This window comes from bacterium (assembly GCA_040754625.1).
GTDB lineage: Bacteria > JACRDZ01 > JAQUKH01 > JAQUKH01 > JAQUKH01 > JAQUKH01.
Genome location: JBFMCF010000128.1, coordinates 1 through 19884 on the forward strand (window position 1 = coordinate 1; position 19884 = coordinate 19884).

Sequence of the window (19884 nt, forward strand, 5' to 3'; positions counted from 1 at the left end):
AAAATTTTAATTATTTTTAATCAAACATGGCACTACACTTTGGCCAAAAAAAAGAACCGCCCCTTATTTCTATGCGGTTCTTTTCGCTTCTTTTGCGATTTTTTAGGGTTTAACTGTCAAAGTTCTGACAACTAAATATATTATTATAATTGCCATAATAATAATGCTATGAAAAATAACAAGGGTTTTTGAAAAAAGCACATTAAACCATGTATCAACTTTTTCATTTAGAGAAAGCGTATTCATCGAAAAATCAATTTCTGCCTCTTTTTTCTCCCGGACTACATCATATAACATTCTAAAAAGTCTTTCTTGTCTAAGGAAATATGCATCCAAAATCCAAAAAGCTGTTGCTGGAAAAAATGCTAAAAGGACAAACTTTATATTTGTATCTTTGTTTGCTAACGCGACTATCGCAGCTATCAAAATAACACTCCATCCTTTTAATAAAAATGAGTTATTAGCCATTCTATTAATAATATTTTGAATCATTTCAAGATGTTTAATTTTATTTTCCATAATATTTTTTCTTCTAAACTATTTACAATTACTTTTTAGACTTCTTCCAAATATTATCAAAATGATGCTCGAATAAATCGTAATAACCTTCTTCTTGACCTTTCTTTATCAGTAAAATAGGAACATGTCCACATAGGTTTTTATCTTTTATCTCTTTGCCGAGATGATATAATTCTACATACACTTCGTCATCAAATATTATCATTCCGGTATATGGTGTTTCATAATATTTAATTTTTACATTTTTATAACTTAAATATTTAGATGAAACTTCATTACTATGAATTACAAGGTCACTTTGTTTATGGACTTTATCTTCATTTTCAATTTTGGTACGTTCCTTCGCGGCATAACAATTTTTAGACAATAAAAGCATTTTTGCATTAACCCCATTTGTAATTGCACTTTCAAATAACCTCCCAATTTTATTTTCTTGCTCGTTTCCTTTTTCATCTTTTTTATATGGCATAACATATCTGCGGAGTGTGAAACCTAACATTCGTATTTCCCCTTTTTCACTTGATAATTTTTCAAACCTTTTTTCTAACGAATTAATAACAGAGTCCCTATTTGGATAAACTCCTATAAGTCCCCGCATAGAAGCCTCGTAAAAATTCGAAATAAATTCTTTTACACGGTCTATTTCAATTTGTTGTTTTTGCGGTTTTAAACAACAATCTGGCAATTCAATTTTGCCACACTTTTTTGGTAACCTTTTATTTAAAAATAATATTTCCTTAAAAATCCTTTGACAATTTTTTTCATCAATAATTTCGTATATATCAAGTCTTTCATTTTTTAAGCTATCGATTGTTTTTCTATCTGCATCATTTGTATATAATACAAATATTTTTAGCTTTATCATCTGTGCCCAATACAATTCTTTTGTAAGCCAATCTGATTCTTTGTGATCCGTAAGTATCTGAAGAAAACATGTTGATTTATTAAGACAATCTTGAACTGTATCTTCTCTGTTTTTACCTTTGGTAAGTTCAGATCTAACAATAGAATAATTTAGATTATTCCATTCATTGAAAAATTTTTTAAATTGTTCAACAATCTGCTCAGATTTTTCATTGCTTTCTTTAAAACTAATAAAAACATTTTGTTTACGAACAGTTTTTCCCATTTTTCTAACTCCCTTTATAAAAATCAATCAATTTATTAATGATTTGTTTAGGGTCTTTATATTTTGGCCGCCAACCATTTCGTATGATTTTACTAATATCAGAAACATAGTGCTTAGGTTCATCCTGACGCGCTTTCCCAAATTTATAAGATAATTTTAAATTATACTCTTTTTTAAGAATTCCTATTGTCTCCAATATGCTCAATTCATTTTTTGGGCCACCACCTACATTATAAACTGTAAATTTACCATCTGCAAAATGTTTAAAGTTCTCAAGTTCCATCTCAATAATATCTAAAAAATCATCAATATATAATATATCTCTGGTTTGTTTACCATCTCCATATATAGTATATTCCTCTCCAGTAATTGCACATTTTATAATATTAACAAGCCAGCCATGAATTTTAGATCCATTTTGTGCGGGACCTACAATACTGCTCATTCGATGACTAATGACATTAAAATTATATTTATTTGCATAATAACTTAAGTAAAGTTCTCCCATACGTTTTGAAAGTGCAAAGGGCGGTTTGGGTTTACTTAGTTTCTCTATTGTATTGCAGTTTTCTGAAACTTTATTACCTTTTTGCATTTCTTTTTTTATTGAAATAGGATCATATATCCGCATAGAATTACAGTAAATAACACTAGCAGAGTGTTTACGTGCATATTCAGCAACAAGGAGTGTTCCATAAGCGTTTGATTTAAAATCTGTTACAGGATCATTTTCCGAAATAACCGCTGAAACTTGTGCTGCCGCGTGTAAAATATAATCACACGGCGGAATAATAGTCCAGGTGTTTGAATCTGCAATATCTTTCTGATATATTTCTACATTTGTTTTGTTTAATTCTTCCTTATAACGAATAGATTTTGGCGAATCATCAAAATCAATAATAACAATCTCATATTTACTATATAACCTTCTAACTGTATGAATTCCAATAAATCCAAGACCACCTGTAATTAATAATCTTTTTTTAGATTTCATTTAATTTTTCCTTAAACTAAAACGGTAGAGTATTTCCCCTGCAATCATATAAGGTTTTTTTTCTGCAGTCAATAAAATTTCATCAATAATTGATTCACCCAAATAAAAATTATCAGTTAATGATTGAAATTTTTTAGTAAATGTTTGAATATTATCCGGACAGTTTTTAAATCTTAAAATTGTACAATGAATTCTTTTAGGGAGAGGAGCAAGTTCTATGGATAATTCTTGATTTAAAATTTTGTATGCATCATCTCTTATTTTTTTTATCTCGCCTGACTCGTTTAATATTTCAAGAATTGCAGCGTTTTTAAACAATTTGGGTTTGCCGACATAAATCTTAAACGGTCTTACTTCATGTAAAATAGGTATGACTTCAGATATTATTTGAGGGACAATTTTTTTAAACTGATAAACTTTTTTATCTGAGGGGTATTCATAATTTTTAAAATTTACAAGAGTCATTAAAGTTATGTGTGTCTGTTTATAAGGATATACATAAATATTTGTTGAATCAAATTCAAGGAGTTTGTTACGAAATTTATCATAAGATTCCTTAAAAGCGGAAGGAAGCGGCCAAATTGCAAGATTTATCCCATAAACAGGAATGTTTAAATTGATATCCCTGTTAAGAAATATATCAGGTTCAAAACTATTAATTTTCAATGTCATATGGATAATTTGTCAAATTTATATGGCTAAATAATTTGTAAATATATTCCATTTATTAAATTCTTATATTAACAATCGACCTCTGATAAGCCTCAATTTCACTTTTATCCTGCCCTTCGAAATAATATCGCAAAAGAGCATCAGTACCTGATGCGCGAATAATACACCAGAAGGTCTGGAATTCCATAAGTGTTCCTTTACCCCCGCCATCCTCTCCAATAGAACAAATCTTTTCAATCTCTTTAACTGGCAGGTGTTTTTCCCCATTAGGTAATTTACTATTAATTTCATTACATATATCTTCTTGAGGTCTACCATTTGAAGATTGTTCTGCTAAACCCTGAAAATATTTAATAGTCTGATCTCTTTTAACAATTCCTATAGATTTCGCTTTTCTCAAATTTTCCCCTTTCAAACTTTCATCATATAAACGGACGTCAGCCCTTTTAAAATATTTATTTTTTATTTTATATTTTTCAATTAAACCGCAGTAATAATCAGCAAATGACCGATTTGAATTATATAAAGAAGACGCAAGTGAGAGTGTTATTAGAGCTAACTGCATTCCGTCTTTTTCACGCAGAGCAATTAAACCTTTTGTGCCGGTTTTATTCATTAAAAGCTCGGAACTACCCAAAATTGCACCCCCTGATTCTTCACACATAATTATTGCTCTCGGATTTTTTCCTATTTTTACTTTTTCTCCATCCGGAGTTATAAAAGGTTCATTTATATCAAGACGGTTTTCCAGCCATTCTGCAAAAGTTCCCATATATTTAAAACCTACCGGGACTTTAGCAACCGGTAATTTATAAAATAAAGCAATTTCATTAATAGAACGAGAAGTGGAAATTGAAGTTGTAACAAACCAGCTATAGGCATCAATAAGATTAGCTGATTTTAACACATCAATTCTATAGGAAACAAGCATTAAATAAATTTGATTAGGGGTAAAATATACTATACACTTATCACTATCAGGAATTATTTCAACTTCTAATCCAAGATCACTATAATATTTTGCTCTATTTGCGGATGCAATAGTCACAATATTAAATCTATCACCATCGGGATCCCAGATAAAAACAACATTTGCTTTATTATCAAGAAGAATCTCTTGCGCTCCAATATTACGGTATACTTGTGGTTTGCTTGGATCGGGGCCGTATTCTCCTCCTATACCATGATATTTTTGGTCTTCCTCCCCATAAAAATATTGAATAACACTATTTTCTCCGATTTCAATACCAAATAGCTGGAATAACCGCTCTGTAGTTTTCTTCATCGAACCGCCAACGGGGCAGACAGAACAACGAAAACCCTTTTTTACGGCTTTTAATATATCATCTTGCGATTTTTTCAAAACTATCGACTTCTGATATTTAATATATGGTTCATCAATATTAAAATCATAACTAATATTTTCATTCGGCTGCCATGGAGCAAGTTTGATTGTTTGACGGTTTTTGACTATATTTTTAACTTCGGCAATGAGTTCTTCCTCTTCAGCTAAAAGTTGTTTCCCGCAAGAATCCATAGGTTTCCACCCGCCTTTAAAAAATTGAGAGTGACTTGCTGTAATATTATCTCCGCTCTGGTAACTGTTATAAAAAATACCAAAGGATGAATACCAGAGCGGTGTTGTTGTCACCGATTTACGAAGATGGACTTTAATATTATGGGCGGAATAAATACGAGATAAAATACAAATGAATTCTTGTGTATGAGGCCGGGTTTCTCCTCCGATATGCACGTGTGCTTGTTCGTTATCTTTAAGTTTTCGTTTAAAAACACGTGCTTTAGCTTCGCCTAAAATAGCAATAGTAATAATATTAAATGCCACTTCAGGATTTGCTATATCTTTTGGATCTAATTGATCTCGATAACCGGCTGTCATTAAAGAAAAATTTTCTACCCAGCTTACAAGAGAATATTCGACAACCAATAATTCATTTATTTCGATTTTTTGTTCTTTATTATTATAAGGATCAATTTTAGCCTTTTCTCTTTTCATTTCATCCCACTTATGTAAACTATTTCTATGAACATATAAGAATCCACTCAAGAAATATATTTATATTTTCTTAATATTTCTATTGTTTCTTTCCATGAGTTTGTTTGTATAGCTTCAACCGGACATTTAGTTTTTGAAGGCCATTTTTCTATAAATTTTTTTATGGCGGCGTCATTACCGCCTTCAAATAAGGCATCTCCGATAAATATCAATCTTTCAGTCCCTTCTTTCAATAAAGTTCTAATTGCATTTGTTTTGTCCTGATCAATAATACCGATATCAAAAGATGTCTGCCCCCCTAATGTTATTATTAAACCCCTTCTGTTTATTAAAGTTGACAATTCCTGGTTAAGATAAGACATAATTTTTTGTCTATATCCGTTAATTCGATCAAATTCACTAAAATTTTTTCTGTTAATTTGGACTTCTAAATCTTCCTGCTCTACCCTGCCTATGGGACAAAAATTAATCATGGAGATTCTATCAGTTATTCTTTCTCCTATAATCTTTAAAGACTTGGGTAAGTGGAATTCCTGTAATCCCAAAGTCTTCTCCAGTACCTTCATCAAAAAATTATAATCAGTTTCACCAAGATATTGTCGGATGTTAAATTGTGAAACCAGTTCAATAGACATATCATTTGAATAATCACACTTATAATGAATTGCCCCGTTGCTCACAAAAGCGCTAAACTGTCCCCGAAAACCAAAATTGTAGAGCGGTTTAAAAAACTGCTTTTCTAAAAGCGAACGGTGGCTGCCGGCAACAACATGAAACGGGACAGAAAGATGTTTCAAGATTTCTGCCATTGTTTCGTTAATCGGTTGACGCGGCGGGGTTAATGTATTATCAACATCAAACATAATAGCTGTCTGCATTTTTTTATTTCCCTTCTATTATAAAAACAATTAAATTTAAATATTTTAGCATAATTTCCAATAAACTCAACTAACTTTCTGATACAAACCATTCTCATAAATATATTCAAAAACTCTTTTAGGTACAAAATAATTTACAGATTCCCCATTTTTTATTTTTTCCCTTATCTCAGTTGACGAAATATCAAATTCGCCTGTTTCAAGAAAAATTATCTTATCAGCCAATGCGTTATTATGCAATATTTTCCGTATTTTATTCTTTAACAATGTTAGGGCGGGTTTAGAACCGGCCCCTACCAGCTCATATCCCGGCCGGGGCGTGACAACAAAATTGCAAAGCTCTAATAATTCTTTCCATTCCTTCCACTCCATAAATTCCAGAATTGAATCCGCCCCCATTATAAAATAAAATTCTGCCCCTTCTTTAAAACTTTTCTTTAACTGCTTTATTGTTTCAATTGAATAGGATTTCCCCCCGCGTTTTACTTCAATATCGGATGAGTCAAAAAAAGGATTATCTTTTATTGCAAGCCTTACCATGTTTAAGCGGTGGCAACCGCTAACTAAACCAGACACTTTTTTATGCGGAGGATAGGAAGAAGGAATAAAAACAACTTTGTCCAGCTTCAGGCGTTTCCTGGCCTCTTCTGCAATCAAAAGATGGCCGTTATGGACAGGATTAAATGTGCCTCCAAAAACACCGATAAGTTGTATTATTTTTCCTTTTTTCATTCCTGTTAATTCTTAATTGGTTTTACTCCTTGTATCCAAATTTGCAGTTTAAACACTTTGGAGAATAACGTTCTATCATTTTATGGCCGCATTTCGGGCATTTCCTATACCATTTATCTAAAAAGATTATCACAACAAGTATTAATATAAAATAAAGCGCGTCAAACCAGCTAAAAAACCGCCTGGTCAATGGATGTAATCCCATTTGACAAGACTCAATCCCTGTAACAATATACCAGGATAAAGCTAACGATATAGTTGAGACCCAATATATCACCTTCCTCTTTTTGTATAGCCTGGCATCGCCGTCAACCATTATTTATCGCTCCTGTTTAATATTCTTTCTATGCCATTTTAACTTCCATTAATTTCATTTTACTTATCTATTTTTTAATATTTTTCCCTTTATTCTAAAATTAACCGGGGCATCAGAAGGCATTTTTTATTCTCTAACCTGCCCGTTCCCGTAGATAATGAATTTGCTTGTTGTAAGCTCTTCCAGTCCCATCGGCCCGCGGGCGTGGAGTTTGTTGGTGCTTATGCCTATTTCCGCGCCGAGCCCGAACTGGCCGCCGTCCGTAAACCGCGTTGACGCGTTAACATAAACCGCGGCGGAATCCACTTCCCGCAGAAACCTTTGTGAATTTTCATAACTTGATGTCACAATAGCGTCCGAGTGGTGCGACCCGTAAAAATTTATATGCCCTATCGCTTCATCCATATCCTTAACTGTGCGGATGGACAAAATCAAATCAAGATATTCAGTATACCAGTCATTTTCCGATGCCTCTTCGATTCCCTTCAAAATTTTCCTTGTTTCTGGACAGCCTTTTAAAACAACCTTAGCGCCAGTTAAAGATTTCGCGGTAATGGGTAAAAACTTTCCCGCGATTTTTTCATGGACCAGCAGTGTTTCAATCGCGTTGCAGACTCCTGGCCTCTGGACCTTTGCGTTAAAAACAATTTTATCAGCCATATCAAAATCCGCCGATTCATCAACGAAAACATGACAGACACCTTTATCATGTTTTATCACAGGAATAGTCGAATTTTCCACAACGTTTCGTATAAGTTCTTCCCCACCGCGCGGGATTATCACATCCAGGTATTTATCCTGTTTCAGCATTTTCATCACCGCTTCGCGTTCAGTAATATCAATTATCTGGACACATGATTCCGGCAGGCCCGCTTCCCTTGCCGCCTCAATTAAAATTCCGGCAAGTGCTATATTAGACCTTATGGCCTCTGAACCTCCCCTGAGAAGAACACTGTTTCCCGCCTTTACACACAGGGAAGCGGCCTCCACAGTAACATTCGGCCGTGACTCGTAAATAATCCCTATCGCTCCAATCGGCACCCTCATTCTGCCAATAGTCAAACCATTCGGCCTTTTCCACATTTTTATCACTTCTCCCACGGGGTCGGGTAAATTTATCACATCTTTAAGGCCTTCGCACATTTCATCTATCCTTTTTTCATTCAAAACCAGCCTGTCAATCATTGCGCCTGATGTCCCGCTTTTTTTCGCGGCCTCCACATCTTTTTTATTCTCAGCTATGACAAAATCAGCTTTTTCTTTAAGCTTTTTGCCCATTAATTCAAGCGCACGATTTTTAACACGTCCCTCTACGGAAGCCAGTTTCATGCCCGACTCACGGCACAATCCTGCTTTACGTTGTATGTAAACTTCTATCTGCATATTTTCCTCCCAATTCAATTATTATGTTACCGATGTCACTTGTGGCCGTTGGTTTTGCGAGTTTCAACGCGGATTGCTTCATTTGTAGAAGCTTTTCAGGGTCTTTAAACAGCATTTTAACTGTACTGCCTAATTCATTAATATTATCCACTCTGACGGCTGTCCCATTTTTAACAAGAAACCGGCTGTTATATTCTTCCTGCCCGGGAATAGGATTAACAATGACCATCGGCAAACCCTTGATTAGGACCTCGGCGCTTGTTAAACCGCCCGGTTTTGTAATAATTAAATCGCTTATGTCCATGAGTTCGTTCAAATGCTCAGCAAACCCATAAACTTTCAGTTGATTGCCCTGATTAACTTTTATTAAATCCAGTTTTTTCTTCAGTTTTTTGTTATTCCCTGCGACGGCGATCACCTGGTATGGAATATCAATCTTATCGAGTTCAGATATGACTTCCTTGAGCTTCCCTATCCCGCGGCTTCCGCCCATTAAAAGTATTGTCTTTATTTTATCTGATAATTTTTCTTTCCTTAATATTTCCTGTTTATTATTGGACATTGCGAAATCCTGGGCTACAGGGATACCGGAAAGTTTTATTCTATTTTCATCAATTCCGTGTTCCATAAGTTTCATTTTCATATCTTCTGTCGCGACAAAGTATATATCCACTTCTTTATAAATCCAGTAAATATGCGCCACAAAATCCGTCATTATGGCAACAAGCGGGATATTTATTTTTTTCCTTCTTTTTAACCCGGCGACTATACCGCACGGGATGGCCTGCGTGCATACTATTACCGAAGGGTTAAACCTCTTGATAAGTGAATAAAACCTTATAGAATTCCCCCAGTTTATCAATGAGTAGAATATATTAATTTTTTTCTTTACCCAGGTATTATCGTATAAATACCCCCATAATTCAGGCGCTAATTTTATTGTATAAAAATAAATAAATGAAACAATATTCGTTGCCACAAAACCTGAAAAGCTGAAGGAATTTACGCATAATGTGGCAATATCAGGGTCACGCGTTTTTATATACTTTTCAATCGCCTTCGCGGCCTGCTGATGGCCCGACCCTATGGAAACATAAGAAAATAAAATACGCGGTTTCATAATGAAGAATATTTTAGCATACTTCTATCTTGTGTCAAAGAAGTTTAAATAAAAAAACCTTCATAAGTTATCATCCTTATGAAGGTTTTCAAAAATTCAGAAAATAGCCGTACTTTATTTCCTGATCAGGGCGCGGGTCGGTTTATCTTTTTCTAATTGCCTGACATATCTCTCTATATCTTCACCCAAATCTATTTTCCTGTAAATATTGTTCATCAAATTTTTTGTATCAATTTCCCTCAAATTCTGTTCTAAAATCACATTTACCATTGTCCATATAATATCTTCTCTTAATTCTTTTTCCTTTAAATCCGCAAAAATACCGCCCAAAAGCAAAAACCGCGGGTAATCTCCTTTTTGGCTGATTACCTGGCCCGCTATTTTTCTGGCACCTTCCTCTGTTAAACCCCTCATTAAAAATTCAGCCAGCGATATCACCGCGGTCTCCTCCGCATCTTCTTCTTTACCTTTTTTCAACCCTCTATTTTCAAACTCATTTAATAATGCCCGGGACAATTTCAGGGTTTCTTTATTTTTGTTTACAACGTCGATAATATTTTTCAATCCGATGTCTTTGGACAGTCCTTCCTTGATTTTGTTAATCAGCGGAGTAACCGGGACCATTTCCTTTTTTGCCTGGTCCAATATCTCCAATAATTCAACCTGGTATTTTGTTTCCCGGTATTGATAATTCTTTATTTCTGTAATAATGTTATCCAGATTTATTTCTTCCTGGAAATTCGAAGAGGCAAATGTTTTAATTTGACAAAGACCTGCGAAAACTGCACATAATATAACTGCTATAACAGACTTATTTAACTTCATTGTATTTCCCTCTGCTTATATTATAACTCAAGCAATGAATTTTTTCCACCAAAACCGTCATCTATAAATTTCTTTGCACCGGGATCAGGCATCCATCTTTTACCGTCAATAACAAACATATATTGGTATCGCCCTTTTTTCAGGGGAACATCAATTGCCCATTTATTATCGCCGTCAGGATTGAGCATCATGGCCTTTGTATCCCACCCGTTAAAATCACCGGCTAAAGAAATCGTGTTTATTCCATTGTAATTCCCGGGCAATTCGAGTTGGAATTTAACATTTATTACCTCCGCGCCGCTAAACCGGTTTCTTGGAAATAAGTAAAGGCTTATGCCCATTAAAAGAACGAGCGAGAAGGCCACTGCCACATTCCATCTTAATACCCTCGGCGTAAAAATAAAATCCAGCCAATCGGCTATTTTGTTACTGCTGTATTTGTTAATGCGGTCTGCAACCCGGTATGTAAAATCAGCGGGAACAGTAATCACTGAAACTGATCTTAAGCCGTCAAGCATCTCTTTAAGCTCTGTAAACTCCCTTTTACAGCTATTACATTCCTCCAAATGGGAGGCCAGCCTCTTATGCTCATCCCCGGCAAGGATCCCCTCTATATAGGCGTCTAATAATTCAATTACTTCATTGCATTTCATTTTTATCTTCTCCTGCTTTAATATACCAAAATTTTTTGTGTAAGTTTCAAAATTTATTTTTTGTTTCTTTGTCCCAAAGTTCTTTAAGGACCCTGCGCGCACGGTGTATCTGAATCTTCACTGTCCCAAGCGGTAAATTAACTATATTGGCTATCTCATTGTATTGTAAACCGTGCAGGTACTTTAAAACCACCACCACCCTGTATTTTTTAGGCAGCTGGCTGATAATCCGCTGGACAATCATATCGTTTCTCTTTTTTTGCAATACCTCCTCGGGTGTTAATTCATCCGAAGCTATCGGCAATTCAAAATCATCGTCCTCCAGGTTAGAAGGTGATTCAAATGAAACCATCTGCATCTTTTTATTATCTTTAAGGCGGTTCCGGCAAACATTTATGGAAATAGTATATATCCATGTAAAAAAACTGTATGTTATTTTATATTTGTTTAATGACCGGTATGCCCTGAAAAAGGCCTCCTGGGCAACATCTTTTGCCTCTTCCCTGTTTCCCAAAAGCCTGTATGCCAGATTATATATTTGAAGTTTATACTTATTAACAAGCGACGTAAAGGCGTCATTATTTCCTTTGAGACATTTTCTTACAAGAATTATATCCTCTTCATGCGTGTCCATCAGTCTCTTTGCTCCTTTAAATGGGGTCATCAAGGAAAAACAAATTATTGCTCTCTCCTTGCTACCCTTGACCCTCGCCCCTTGCTGCTTGTTATTTATCACCATGCAGAATAATAGTCTCTTTTCCCCTCGCTGGATTTCATAGATTCTTCTTTTGACCTGCTGTGTATATCAGAAAAACCCAGATCACCGTTTAGGGTCCAATCCAATTTGCCGGTTACAGGGTCAAAAAACGGTTTGCGAAGACATTTGAAAGCCACCAATTCACTGATATCGGCGGGAAATTTATTATATTTTTTTTTGTATTCTTTTATCCCGTTTCTTATGCTTTCCAGGCGAAACTTCAATTCCTCTTCTTTATCCCGTTTGACTATAGTCCTCCAGACTGGTGCCACTACCGCAAGATTTATGCACATAACCGCAATAAAAATCATGAGCCAGATATAGGTAAATCCTTCACTTGAATTTTTTGTGCCAAAGGCACTCCTCAACTTTTCACTTTTCACTTTTCACTTTTCACTTTGATCCGCCAAAGGCGGATCGATTTCACCATTCATTATACGCGGTCCCGTCCAATGCCAATAGATCACTCCCGCTGTGTATATCAAAAACATCCACCTCTTCAGGGGCTGAAGATATTGTGACCCACGTGTCCCTGCTTTTAGTAAAAGGGTCCATGGGAATTGACCTGATATATCTTTTTTCGACAAGGTCCTCCAGGCTTGCCGGATAGGCATTATTATCGGCGTAGTACTGGTCAATAGTGTCCCTCATGACAAATATATCCTTTTTTAACGCGGCCTCTTTTGCTTTTATGACAGAATTTTTATAAATCGGCTCGGCAAATGACAGAATAATCCCGAGTATGGAAAGCGCAATTACCAGTTCGATTAAAGTAAATCCCCTGTCCTCCAATTTTGCGTTTTGCGTTTTGCATTTTGCATTTAAAAAATTACCAGTCACTGTATTTTGTCCCATCTAACGCCTCTTCTTCACTTTTAGAACGGACATCATAAATATTCCTTCCATCTGTATTTTTACTGTCAAACGCGTCACTATATGAACGTGCCGCCCATTCTTTTGAGCCTGTAACAGGATCCTCCGGTATCCGCCTCAAAAATTTAAGTTCAACCAGTTCTTCCAGGGTAAGAGGATAACCTATACGGTCCACTTCTTCAACTTTGAACTTCTTGTAAAGTTCCTCCCGGTTTTCATCCCTTTTTGTGCTGTAAAATTCAGTTTTTAATTCATCAAATTTTATCTTGTAATTGTCAATCGATTTTCTTATCTCCCTTAGGGCCCTTCGCAATTCTATTTCGTCGTTTCTCTTTATTGTTATCCTTGTCAGGGGTAAAACAACAGAAGATAAAATCCCGATTATAGCTAAAGTAACCATTAACTCGATAAAACTGAAGCCCTCCGAAATTTTGAATTTTGAATTTTGAATTTTGAATTTTTTATTTAACATTTACCTGCGCGCCCCTGAAAGTTACAGGAAATGACTGGGGCATCGGGCTTTCAGGGGTAACCTTTTTTGCAGAAGCATTGTCAAAACCAATAAGACTTTCCCCTGTCCCGGAAGCTTTGAAATTAACGCTCATAAGCAGCCCCGAACCGCTTACACCCTTTACCTGCCCCAGACGGGTAAGGCCGACTATCACCCGTCCCCGGTTAACATCATTCGAAAATAAAAAGGTAGTCGTGTTCCCGTCCTGCCCCAAAAAAGATCCTTCTTTTGCCGAGACAAATTGCAGGACTTTTGGGTTATATGTAATATAAAAAGGCACGGCAAAAAGATCTGAAATATTATTTACCATTATCTCTAATGAAAACTCTTCATTAATTTTGGCATCTTTAGTCTGGGGATTAATATAAATCATATTTGAAACTATATCTGGCTGGCCGGATAAATCCTCTTTTGTCTTTTCTGTTTTTTCTTCCTCCATGGCGGATTTTTCTTCAACTATCTTCTGCATTTTTGTGAAAGCCTCTTCCACAGGTTCACTGCCTTCTTTAGGCAAAGGGGGTATCTCCTGCAATAATTCCGGCTTTGCGGGACCGGCAGAAGAAACTTCTATCTCCTTAGACATTACGGCCGTGTCCTGCGCCAGAACAGTTCTATCAACTATATAGGGTGTCATCTTCATAATAATCTCAGTTTCAATTTTCTGGTCGCGGCTTGAAGTAAATAATGTCCCAAGAAATGGAATTTTATGCAGCATCGGCACCCTGGAAGCGCCTTTTCGCTCCTCATCGCTGATTAACCCGCCTAAAATTTTGGATTCACCGTCTTTTAACCTGATAAAACTCTCTACATTCCTTGTGCGGATTAACGGGTATCCTTTTGAAGTATATTCAACTATTGAACTTACTTCCAGGTTTATTTTAACTGTCACCTGGTTATCAAAATGGATATTTGGTTCCACATCAAGTTTAATTCCCACATCTTTATACTGGACCTGGGTATTAATGGTCTCTTTCCCCTCGCTGTCCTTTGTGGACGAAGAAATTTCGACGGGGATACGGTCCGCTATCATAATCTTTGCCTTTTGCTTGTTAGTCACCCTTATTCTTGGATTAGCAAGTATTTTCGCAAAGCTTTTATCATTAACAAGGTTATACCAGACACTGGGGAGCGAAAGATTTATGTTTTTCTTCACGCTTCCTTCAAATTTTATCTCGTTTAAACCGGATAAAACCCCTTTTTTATCACCTTCTCCCCCGCCTAACTGCATACCGAGATTTTCCAACCTGTTCCGGTTTATTTCCAGGAGCTCCAATTCAATGTCGACCTGGGTCCCAAGCTTATCATTGGCCTCAATCACCTGCTGGGCCATATCAATATTTTCTTTTGTATCGCGAAGGACAATAGCATTAAGCCTTTCATTAATAAATATCTGTTTCGTCTGAATCATAGTGCGAAGCAGGTTTATAATGTCTTTCGCTTCGGCATTGGTCAAATAAAAGGTCCTTATCACCATATCCTGGTAATTTTTTATCCTTTCTCCCTTTTTAGGCACCACCACCATGGAATTTTTATCAATGGTTATTTTTGTCAAATCGTTTGTTTTCAATAAAATATCCAGCGCCTGTTCAAAAGGAAGAGAATCAATGTAAACATTGATTTTTTTATTTTGGACCGTTTCGTCAAAAAATATGTTTACACCTGTCATTTTTGATAAAATCTCAAAAATATCTTTAAGATAAGCATTTTTAAATTTAAGAGTAATCGGCTGGATCGCGGGGTCCTGTTTTTTCCCCGGGTTTGCCGGATCCGCCGGTTTTACATGGACGGTGCCGGAATTTTTTTCTGAAGCCCCGTCTCCCGGTTCGTTGTCAATTTCGCTGTAAATCCCGGTTTGAAGATAAAAGATACCCGTTATTAAAAACAGGATAATTCCCTTTTTCATCTAATTCTCCTCATAAAAAATAAGTAGACATCGTTAATTGTATTGATAACTCCTCGCGCATGGAATACGACGTTTTAATCGCCAAACGTTCAATCCAGATGACTTTTCTCATTGTTTCTATTTCATAGATAAACCTTCTTATTTCGGAATAACTTCCTTCCACGGGCAGAGAAAAAGAAAGACGGTTATAACCTTCATCTTTTATAAGCTGATATTTTACACCGCTTACTTTAACCCCTGTTTTTTCCGCTATATTGGGCAGTTCCCTGATTAATCTTGTAATTTCCTCATAACGGGGAAGTATTAAATCAAATTTTTGCAGGTCGCTTTCAGTTTTACTAAAATTATCTTTAAAATATTTTTCATTTTTTATTCTTTTCCTTGCTCCAAACAGGTTGTCTCTTAACTCAAAATACTCTGATTCTTTGTGATTTACCACCGTTTTTTTCTGCCGTATTACAAACCAGTAAAATACAATATTTAAACCTATTGCCGTGATAAAACCTATTACTAAAACCTTTAGCGGCTGCCTTAAATTTTCCATTTATTCCTTGTTATATTTGGCTGTTATAACAAACCTCACCAAATCGTTTTCTTCAATTTCCACGTTACTGTGCTCTGATAAAAATACATCTTTAAAATAACCGGATAATTGAAGGTTATCAACAAATTTCACGATATCGTCAATTGTCTTTGCCAAACCGATAATCTTGATGTTATTTTCGGCAAAAGAAGGTATTATTTCAGTAATACTTATTTCATCAGGGGTGCGCTCTTCAAGATGATAAATAAGCCCTGTCCATGAAAATTCCTGTTTTTCTATTAAGGTGTTAACATAATTCACTTTTTTTGATAAAGCTTTTAAATCTTTTTCTGACAGCCCCTTTTCATTAATTATCCGCCCTGTTTTTTCCAATTCTTTATTCAAATTAGAATTTCTTTCATTCAAAACAGTTAATTGCTTTTCATAATTATAGACCAATTTATAGTTATAAAATACCGCGCCTGATATCAGGAAAAAAATCCCGGCATAAAAAATAACAATAACTGACTTTTTCTCATACCGGTGCTGGGATAAATTTATTTCCAAATGCATGTTTTACCTATATCAATAACCCGGTGGCCGAAGCATAATTTGACATACAGCCTGGTTCTTTACTTTGCACAAAATTTATTTCGTCTGTCTGATTAATCTTAAAAGTATCCAGATTAAAAATATTTTTAAAAAATATATTAATATTTTTAAATTCCGCGCTCCCGCCTGCCAGAAAAATCTTTTCTACCGCGCCTCCGCCTGCCTTATTTTTATAGTATTGCAAAGACGCGGATATTTCCCTCGCAAGATTTCCCTGCGCCGGTTTAATCGAGCTGAAATTGTCAAGCAAACCCATTTCTATTAATTTGGAAACATCAATGTCTCCGGGGAAAAACACATCTTTCATTTTTTTACTTTCCGCGTCCTCCCAGCTTATCGAAAAATGGTCTTTAATCCTTGTTGTAAAATCTCTCCCGCCTGTATCAACCGGGCGGAAAAAATCAAGTTTCCGGTTTTTTATAATTAATAAAGTCGTTACCTGGTGGCCAAAATTTATTATAAGATAACTACCGCCGCCTTTTTCAACAAAATTAAAAAAATTAACCAGCCCAAAAGAGCTTAAAACTACTGAAACAGGTTTTAATCCGGACTGCCTTAATGATTCTTCATACTCTGCCAGAATATTCTTATTAACCAGCACCGCAAAAAGCTTATTAAACTCTTTCTTGTCTTTTGTCTCTTTTTCCAAAACCTGGTAATCAACCGCGAAATTTTTGTCCAGATTGAGATCTGCTTCCTTCTTCAATTTCCATATAATAAGCTCTTTCGCGTCTTCCCTTTCAGCCGGCACGTTCTCCAATTCCAGAAAGACGCTCCGTCCGCAGGTATCAGGCATACCGATTGCTATTTCTTTATCATATACTCCGGTCTTAAGAAATAATTCTTTTATTTTTTCCGTAAAAACTTTTTTATCACGGATATTCCCGTTAACAAAACTGCCCCGGATTAAATCCCCGGGCAGAAGTATATTCCCGGAATTTATAATTTTTATTTTTTTGCCCCGTTTTATTTTAATTAATTTAATGCTATGGCTGCCGATATCAAGCCCGACTGAAATATCTTTTGGGGTCAAAAAAAACATATTTCTCCATTATTAGCAGGGGCAACTCTTGCGGCTGCCCGATATTTTTCTTTGGGCAGGGCAAGCCCTGCCCCTACCTTACTCCACAAACGTCACCCTGTTAACCTCTTTGAGCGTGGTTTCTCCGTCAAACACTTTCTTTAATGCCGCTTCGCGCAGGAAGACCATGCCTTCCTCTTTCGCCTTAAGTTTTATCTCTGAAAACGGCTTTTTTTCTAAAATCATTTCTTTAATATTATCGGAAAGATGTATCAATTCAAAAATGGCCTTTCTTCCGAAATAACCTGTCCAATTGCAATGTTCACAGCCTTTTCCCTTATAGAATTTCCTGCCTGCCGCATAAGTTAAATCAATCCCCGAATCCAGCAGTTCCTTTTCCGGAATCTTAATAGAAACTTTACAATGGCGGCAAATGCTCCTTACAAGCCTTTGTGCAATCATACAATTCAGCGCGGAAACAAAATTATACGGCTCTATCCCCATGTTAATCAGCCGCGTAATAACATCAACAACGTTATTCGCGTGTATTGTGCTGAATACCAGGTGACCGGTTAACGCTGATTGGACCGCAATCTGGGCTGTCTCAGGGTCACGGATTTCTCCAACCATTATTTTGTCCGGGTCATGCCTCAAAATAGAACGCAGTCCTCTCGCAAAGGTAAGCCCCTTTTTTTCATTAACAGGAACCTGTGTTACTCCTGATAACTGGTATTCAATGGGGTCTTCAATAGTAATTATCTTTTCCTCCGGCGTATATATCGCGGAAATTGCCGCGTAAAGGGTCGTGGTTTTTCCGCTCCCGGTGGGCCCGGTAACCAGTATCATGCCATAGGGTTTTATTATTTCTTTCTTGAATCTTTCCAATTCTTCAGGGTCAAACCCAAGGCTTGTTAAATCCAGGTCCAGCGCTATTTTATCCAATATGCGGATAACCACATTTTCTCCAAAATTACCGGGAATAACCGAAACCCGGAAATCAATGTTTCGCCCTTCATATCTGATTTTAAAACGCCCGTCCTGGGGAATCCTTTTTTCCGCGATATTCAATTCTGACATTATCTTAATTCTTGAAACTATCACTTCATGGAATTTCTTGGCCATTTTTTCCATCGCCGGGTAAAGCACTCCGTCTATCCTGTATTTCACGCTTATATCTTCCTCTCTCGCTTCAACATGGATGTCGCTTGCCCTCTTTCTGATAGCATTATTAATAATGGAATCAACCATTTTAATTACAGGATTGTTTTTATCTTCCAATTCTGTAATATTTTCCTCTTTTTTTTCTTCTTCCCCGTCTTCTTTTATTATATGCATCCCTAAATCTTCCGCCATTTCCTGCAGGACATTGGATTTATTTTCAAAATTCTCTAAAATATTTTTAATCGCCCTTTCCGTGCTGACCACAAGTTTTATCTGCGTACCCAGCAATATTTTCAATTCATCAAGCAATACAAGATTAGCCGGGTCAGAAACCGCGATAGTTAAAACATTGCCTTCTTTTTTGTATGGAATAAATAAATAATCCCGCATTTTCTCCACTGTAATTTCTTTAAACAGCCCTTTATCAACAAAAAAATTTTCCAGGGAAATATATTCCAAACCTTGTTGTTTTGCCAGCGCTTTTGCCACCTGTTCATCGTTAACCAAGTTTTCTTCCAGTAAAATTTCCGTCAACTGTCCTTTCCCGTTTTTTTGTTTCGTCAAAGCCTTTTCCAGTTGAGTTTGGGAAATTACTCCGTCTTCAACTAATATTTCCCCTACATTTCTGCCTGAGTATATTCCAAAAATAGATTTTTCCAGTTTTTTCTTGTCGATAAGATTATTTATAACCAGAATCTCGCCCAATCTCCCTCCTGTCTTCTCCTGCTCTTTTAAAGCTGTCTCAAGACCGTCACTGGAAATTGCTTTAATATCCAATAAATGCTTAATCCACCTGGAATTTTTGTCTTCCATAATTTCAGCCTTTCTTTTTTGTTACCGCTTCCCAGAACATTACCGCCAATCCCGCGAGGCTCGTGCTTATAACACCGGCAATAACACAGGTTAACGCTATAGAAAGAGCGAGGTTAAAATCTTTTTCCAGAAAAAACCCGAATAACCCGCCTAATACACCGGAAAAAATACCCGCGCCGAGCATGCTGACCGCTGAGTCAAGTGTTCTTTCAATAACATTCCTCCTGAAAATTTTTTTATTTTCTCCCATTAGAAGCCTCATCAGAATAAAACCTGTTGTTAAACCTATTATCCCTCCTGCCACGCCGCCCTTCAGCTCGGAAGTATAGACTGTACTGATTACAGAACCAAAGACTGTAAAAATCACCGTGATGGTCTGGAAAAGACGGTAACGTTCCGGACCTGTTACCTGTTTCGCGTCAACCCTTGGGAGAACGGTTTGGACTTTAGAATCTTCCTGAGTTTGAGGCATATC

Annotated in this window: 22 protein-coding genes; all 22 read right to left on the bottom strand. The window is 36.2% G+C overall.

Going from position 1 to position 19884, the window contains the following annotated elements; genetic code table 11:
- Positions 1 to 102 precede the first annotated feature (102 nt).
- A complete protein-coding gene (locus AB1498_12380; protein MEW6089088.1) occupies positions 103 to 519 on the bottom strand; it encodes a hypothetical protein in 417 nt (138 codons plus the stop codon).
- A gap of 28 nt (positions 520 to 547) precedes the next feature.
- Positions 548 to 1648: a hypothetical protein gene (locus AB1498_12385; protein ID MEW6089089.1), complete on the bottom strand. Its 1101-nt coding sequence runs from the start codon at positions 1646 to 1648 to the stop codon at positions 548 to 550.
- 4 nt (positions 1649 to 1652) lie between these two features.
- Positions 1653 to 2642, bottom strand: a complete 990-nt coding sequence (locus AB1498_12390; protein ID MEW6089090.1) for an NAD-dependent epimerase/dehydratase family protein — start codon at positions 2640 to 2642, stop codon at positions 1653 to 1655.
- The gene (locus AB1498_12395) at positions 2643 to 3107 is read right to left on the bottom strand and encodes a hypothetical protein (protein ID MEW6089091.1); all 465 of its coding nucleotides are present in this window, start codon (positions 3105 to 3107) and stop codon (positions 2643 to 2645) included.
- Positions 3108 to 3369: 262 nt separating this feature from the next.
- Positions 3370 to 5328 (bottom strand): hypothetical protein, encoded by a 1959-nt coding sequence (locus AB1498_12400; GenBank protein MEW6089092.1) that lies wholly within the window; start codon positions 5326 to 5328, stop codon positions 3370 to 3372.
- 47 nt (positions 5329 to 5375) lie between these two features.
- Positions 5376 to 6206 (bottom strand): HAD-IIB family hydrolase, encoded by an 831-nt coding sequence (locus AB1498_12405; GenBank protein ID MEW6089093.1) that lies wholly within the window; start codon positions 6204 to 6206, stop codon positions 5376 to 5378.
- Between the two features lie 66 nt (positions 6207 to 6272).
- Positions 6273 to 6938, bottom strand: a complete 666-nt coding sequence (gene nadD, locus AB1498_12410) for a nicotinate-nucleotide adenylyltransferase (GenBank protein MEW6089094.1) — start codon at positions 6936 to 6938, stop codon at positions 6273 to 6275.
- A gap of 22 nt (positions 6939 to 6960) precedes the next feature.
- Positions 6961 to 7254, bottom strand: a complete 294-nt coding sequence (locus AB1498_12415) for a hypothetical protein (GenBank protein ID MEW6089095.1) — start codon at positions 7252 to 7254, stop codon at positions 6961 to 6963.
- Between the two features lie 126 nt (positions 7255 to 7380).
- Entirely contained in the window at positions 7381 to 8631 is a 1251-nt protein-coding gene (locus AB1498_12420) for a glutamate-5-semialdehyde dehydrogenase (GenBank protein MEW6089096.1), read from the bottom strand.
- On the bottom strand, positions 8609 to 9757 hold the full coding sequence (locus tag AB1498_12425) for a glycosyltransferase (protein MEW6089097.1): 1149 nt from the start codon (positions 9755 to 9757) through the stop codon (positions 8609 to 8611). Before AB1498_12425 ends, AB1498_12420 begins: the two co-directional genes overlap by 23 nt.
- Before the next feature lie 114 nt (positions 9758 to 9871).
- Positions 9872 to 10582 (bottom strand): hypothetical protein, encoded by a 711-nt coding sequence (locus AB1498_12430; protein ID MEW6089098.1) that lies wholly within the window; start codon positions 10580 to 10582, stop codon positions 9872 to 9874.
- Positions 10583 to 10602: 20 nt separating this feature from the next.
- On the bottom strand, positions 10603 to 11235 hold the full coding sequence (locus tag AB1498_12435; GenBank protein ID MEW6089099.1) for a zf-HC2 domain-containing protein: 633 nt from the start codon (positions 11233 to 11235) through the stop codon (positions 10603 to 10605).
- A gap of 46 nt (positions 11236 to 11281) precedes the next feature.
- Positions 11282 to 11869 carry a sigma-70 family RNA polymerase sigma factor gene (locus AB1498_12440; GenBank protein MEW6089100.1) on the bottom strand — a complete coding sequence of 196 codons (588 nt, stop codon included), beginning with the start codon at positions 11867 to 11869 and terminating at the stop codon, positions 11282 to 11284.
- Positions 11870 to 11967: 98 nt separating this feature from the next.
- Entirely contained in the window at positions 11968 to 12375 is a 408-nt protein-coding gene (locus AB1498_12445; protein ID MEW6089101.1) for a type II secretion system protein, read from the bottom strand.
- 40 nt (positions 12376 to 12415) lie between these two features.
- A complete protein-coding gene (locus tag AB1498_12450) occupies positions 12416 to 12847 on the bottom strand; it encodes a prepilin-type N-terminal cleavage/methylation domain-containing protein (protein MEW6089102.1) in 432 nt (143 codons plus the stop codon).
- The gene (locus AB1498_12455; GenBank protein ID MEW6089103.1) at positions 12822 to 13337 is read right to left on the bottom strand and encodes a prepilin-type N-terminal cleavage/methylation domain-containing protein; all 516 of its coding nucleotides are present in this window, start codon (positions 13335 to 13337) and stop codon (positions 12822 to 12824) included. Before AB1498_12455 ends, AB1498_12450 begins: the two co-directional genes overlap by 26 nt.
- Positions 13327 to 15279 carry a secretin N-terminal domain-containing protein gene (locus AB1498_12460; GenBank protein ID MEW6089104.1) on the bottom strand — a complete coding sequence of 651 codons (1953 nt, stop codon included), beginning with the start codon at positions 15277 to 15279 and terminating at the stop codon, positions 13327 to 13329. Before AB1498_12460 ends, AB1498_12455 begins: the two co-directional genes overlap by 11 nt.
- 10 nt (positions 15280 to 15289) lie before the next feature.
- Complete coding sequence (gene pilO, locus AB1498_12465; GenBank protein MEW6089105.1) at positions 15290 to 15823, bottom strand: type 4a pilus biogenesis protein PilO; 534 nt, start codon at positions 15821 to 15823, stop codon at positions 15290 to 15292.
- Positions 15824 to 16375, bottom strand: coding sequence for a PilN domain-containing protein (locus AB1498_12470; GenBank protein MEW6089106.1), 552 nt, complete (start codon positions 16373 to 16375; stop codon positions 15824 to 15826).
- A 7-nt stretch (positions 16376 to 16382) separates the two neighbouring features.
- The gene (gene pilM, locus AB1498_12475; GenBank protein ID MEW6089107.1) at positions 16383 to 17456 is read right to left on the bottom strand and encodes a pilus assembly protein PilM; all 1074 of its coding nucleotides are present in this window, start codon (positions 17454 to 17456) and stop codon (positions 16383 to 16385) included.
- Between the two features lie 78 nt (positions 17457 to 17534).
- Entirely contained in the window at positions 17535 to 19409 is a 1875-nt protein-coding gene (locus tag AB1498_12480) for an ATPase, T2SS/T4P/T4SS family (protein MEW6089108.1), read from the bottom strand.
- A 4-nt stretch (positions 19410 to 19413) separates the two neighbouring features.
- Positions 19414 to 19881 carry a hypothetical protein gene (locus AB1498_12485; GenBank protein MEW6089109.1) on the bottom strand — a complete coding sequence of 156 codons (468 nt, stop codon included), beginning with the start codon at positions 19879 to 19881 and terminating at the stop codon, positions 19414 to 19416.
- Positions 19882 to 19884: the final 3 nt, after the last annotated feature.

Coding starts and splice junctions, on each gene's coding strand:
- AB1498_12460 (MEW6089104.1), bottom strand. CDS start 15,279: ATGAAAAAGGGAATTATCCTGTTTTTAATAACGGGTATCTTTTATCTT.
- AB1498_12400 (MEW6089092.1), bottom strand. CDS start 5,328: ATGAAAAGAGAAAAGGCTAAAATTGATCCTTATAATAATAAAGAACAA.
- AB1498_12480 (MEW6089108.1), bottom strand. CDS start 19,409: ATGGAAGACAAAAATTCCAGGTGGATTAAGCATTTATTGGATATTAAA.
- AB1498_12385 (MEW6089089.1), bottom strand. CDS start 1,648: ATGGGAAAAACTGTTCGTAAACAAAATGTTTTTATTAGTTTTAAAGAA.
- AB1498_12395 (MEW6089091.1), bottom strand. CDS start 3,107: ATGACTCTTGTAAATTTTAAAAATTATGAATACCCCTCAGATAAAAAA.
- AB1498_12425 (MEW6089097.1), bottom strand. CDS start 9,757: ATGAAACCGCGTATTTTATTTTCTTATGTTTCCATAGGGTCGGGCCAT.
- pilM (MEW6089107.1), bottom strand. CDS start 17,456: ATGTTTTTTTTGACCCCAAAAGATATTTCAGTCGGGCTTGATATCGGC.
- AB1498_12435 (MEW6089099.1), bottom strand. CDS start 11,235: ATGAAATGCAATGAAGTAATTGAATTATTAGACGCCTATATAGAGGGG.
- AB1498_12455 (MEW6089103.1), bottom strand. CDS start 13,337: ATGTTAAATAAAAAATTCAAAATTCAAAATTCAAAATTCAAAATTTCG.
- AB1498_12430 (MEW6089098.1), bottom strand. CDS start 10,582: ATGAAGTTAAATAAGTCTGTTATAGCAGTTATATTATGTGCAGTTTTC.
- AB1498_12415 (MEW6089095.1), bottom strand. CDS start 7,254: ATGGTTGACGGCGATGCCAGGCTATACAAAAAGAGGAAGGTGATATAT.
- AB1498_12440 (MEW6089100.1), bottom strand. CDS start 11,869: ATGGACACGCATGAAGAGGATATAATTCTTGTAAGAAAATGTCTCAAA.
- AB1498_12485 (MEW6089109.1), bottom strand. CDS start 19,881: ATGCCTCAAACTCAGGAAGATTCTAAAGTCCAAACCGTTCTCCCAAGG.
- AB1498_12470 (MEW6089106.1), bottom strand. CDS start 16,375: ATGCATTTGGAAATAAATTTATCCCAGCACCGGTATGAGAAAAAGTCA.
- AB1498_12405 (MEW6089093.1), bottom strand. CDS start 6,206: ATGCAGACAGCTATTATGTTTGATGTTGATAATACATTAACCCCGCCG.
- AB1498_12390 (MEW6089090.1), bottom strand. CDS start 2,642: ATGAAATCTAAAAAAAGATTATTAATTACAGGTGGTCTTGGATTTATT.
- pilO (MEW6089105.1), bottom strand. CDS start 15,823: ATGGAAAATTTAAGGCAGCCGCTAAAGGTTTTAGTAATAGGTTTTATC.
- nadD (MEW6089094.1), bottom strand. CDS start 6,938: ATGAAAAAAGGAAAAATAATACAACTTATCGGTGTTTTTGGAGGCACA.
- AB1498_12380 (MEW6089088.1), bottom strand. CDS start 519: ATGGAAAATAAAATTAAACATCTTGAAATGATTCAAAATATTATTAAT.
- AB1498_12450 (MEW6089102.1), bottom strand. CDS start 12,847: ATGGGACAAAATACAGTGACTGGTAATTTTTTAAATGCAAAATGCAAA.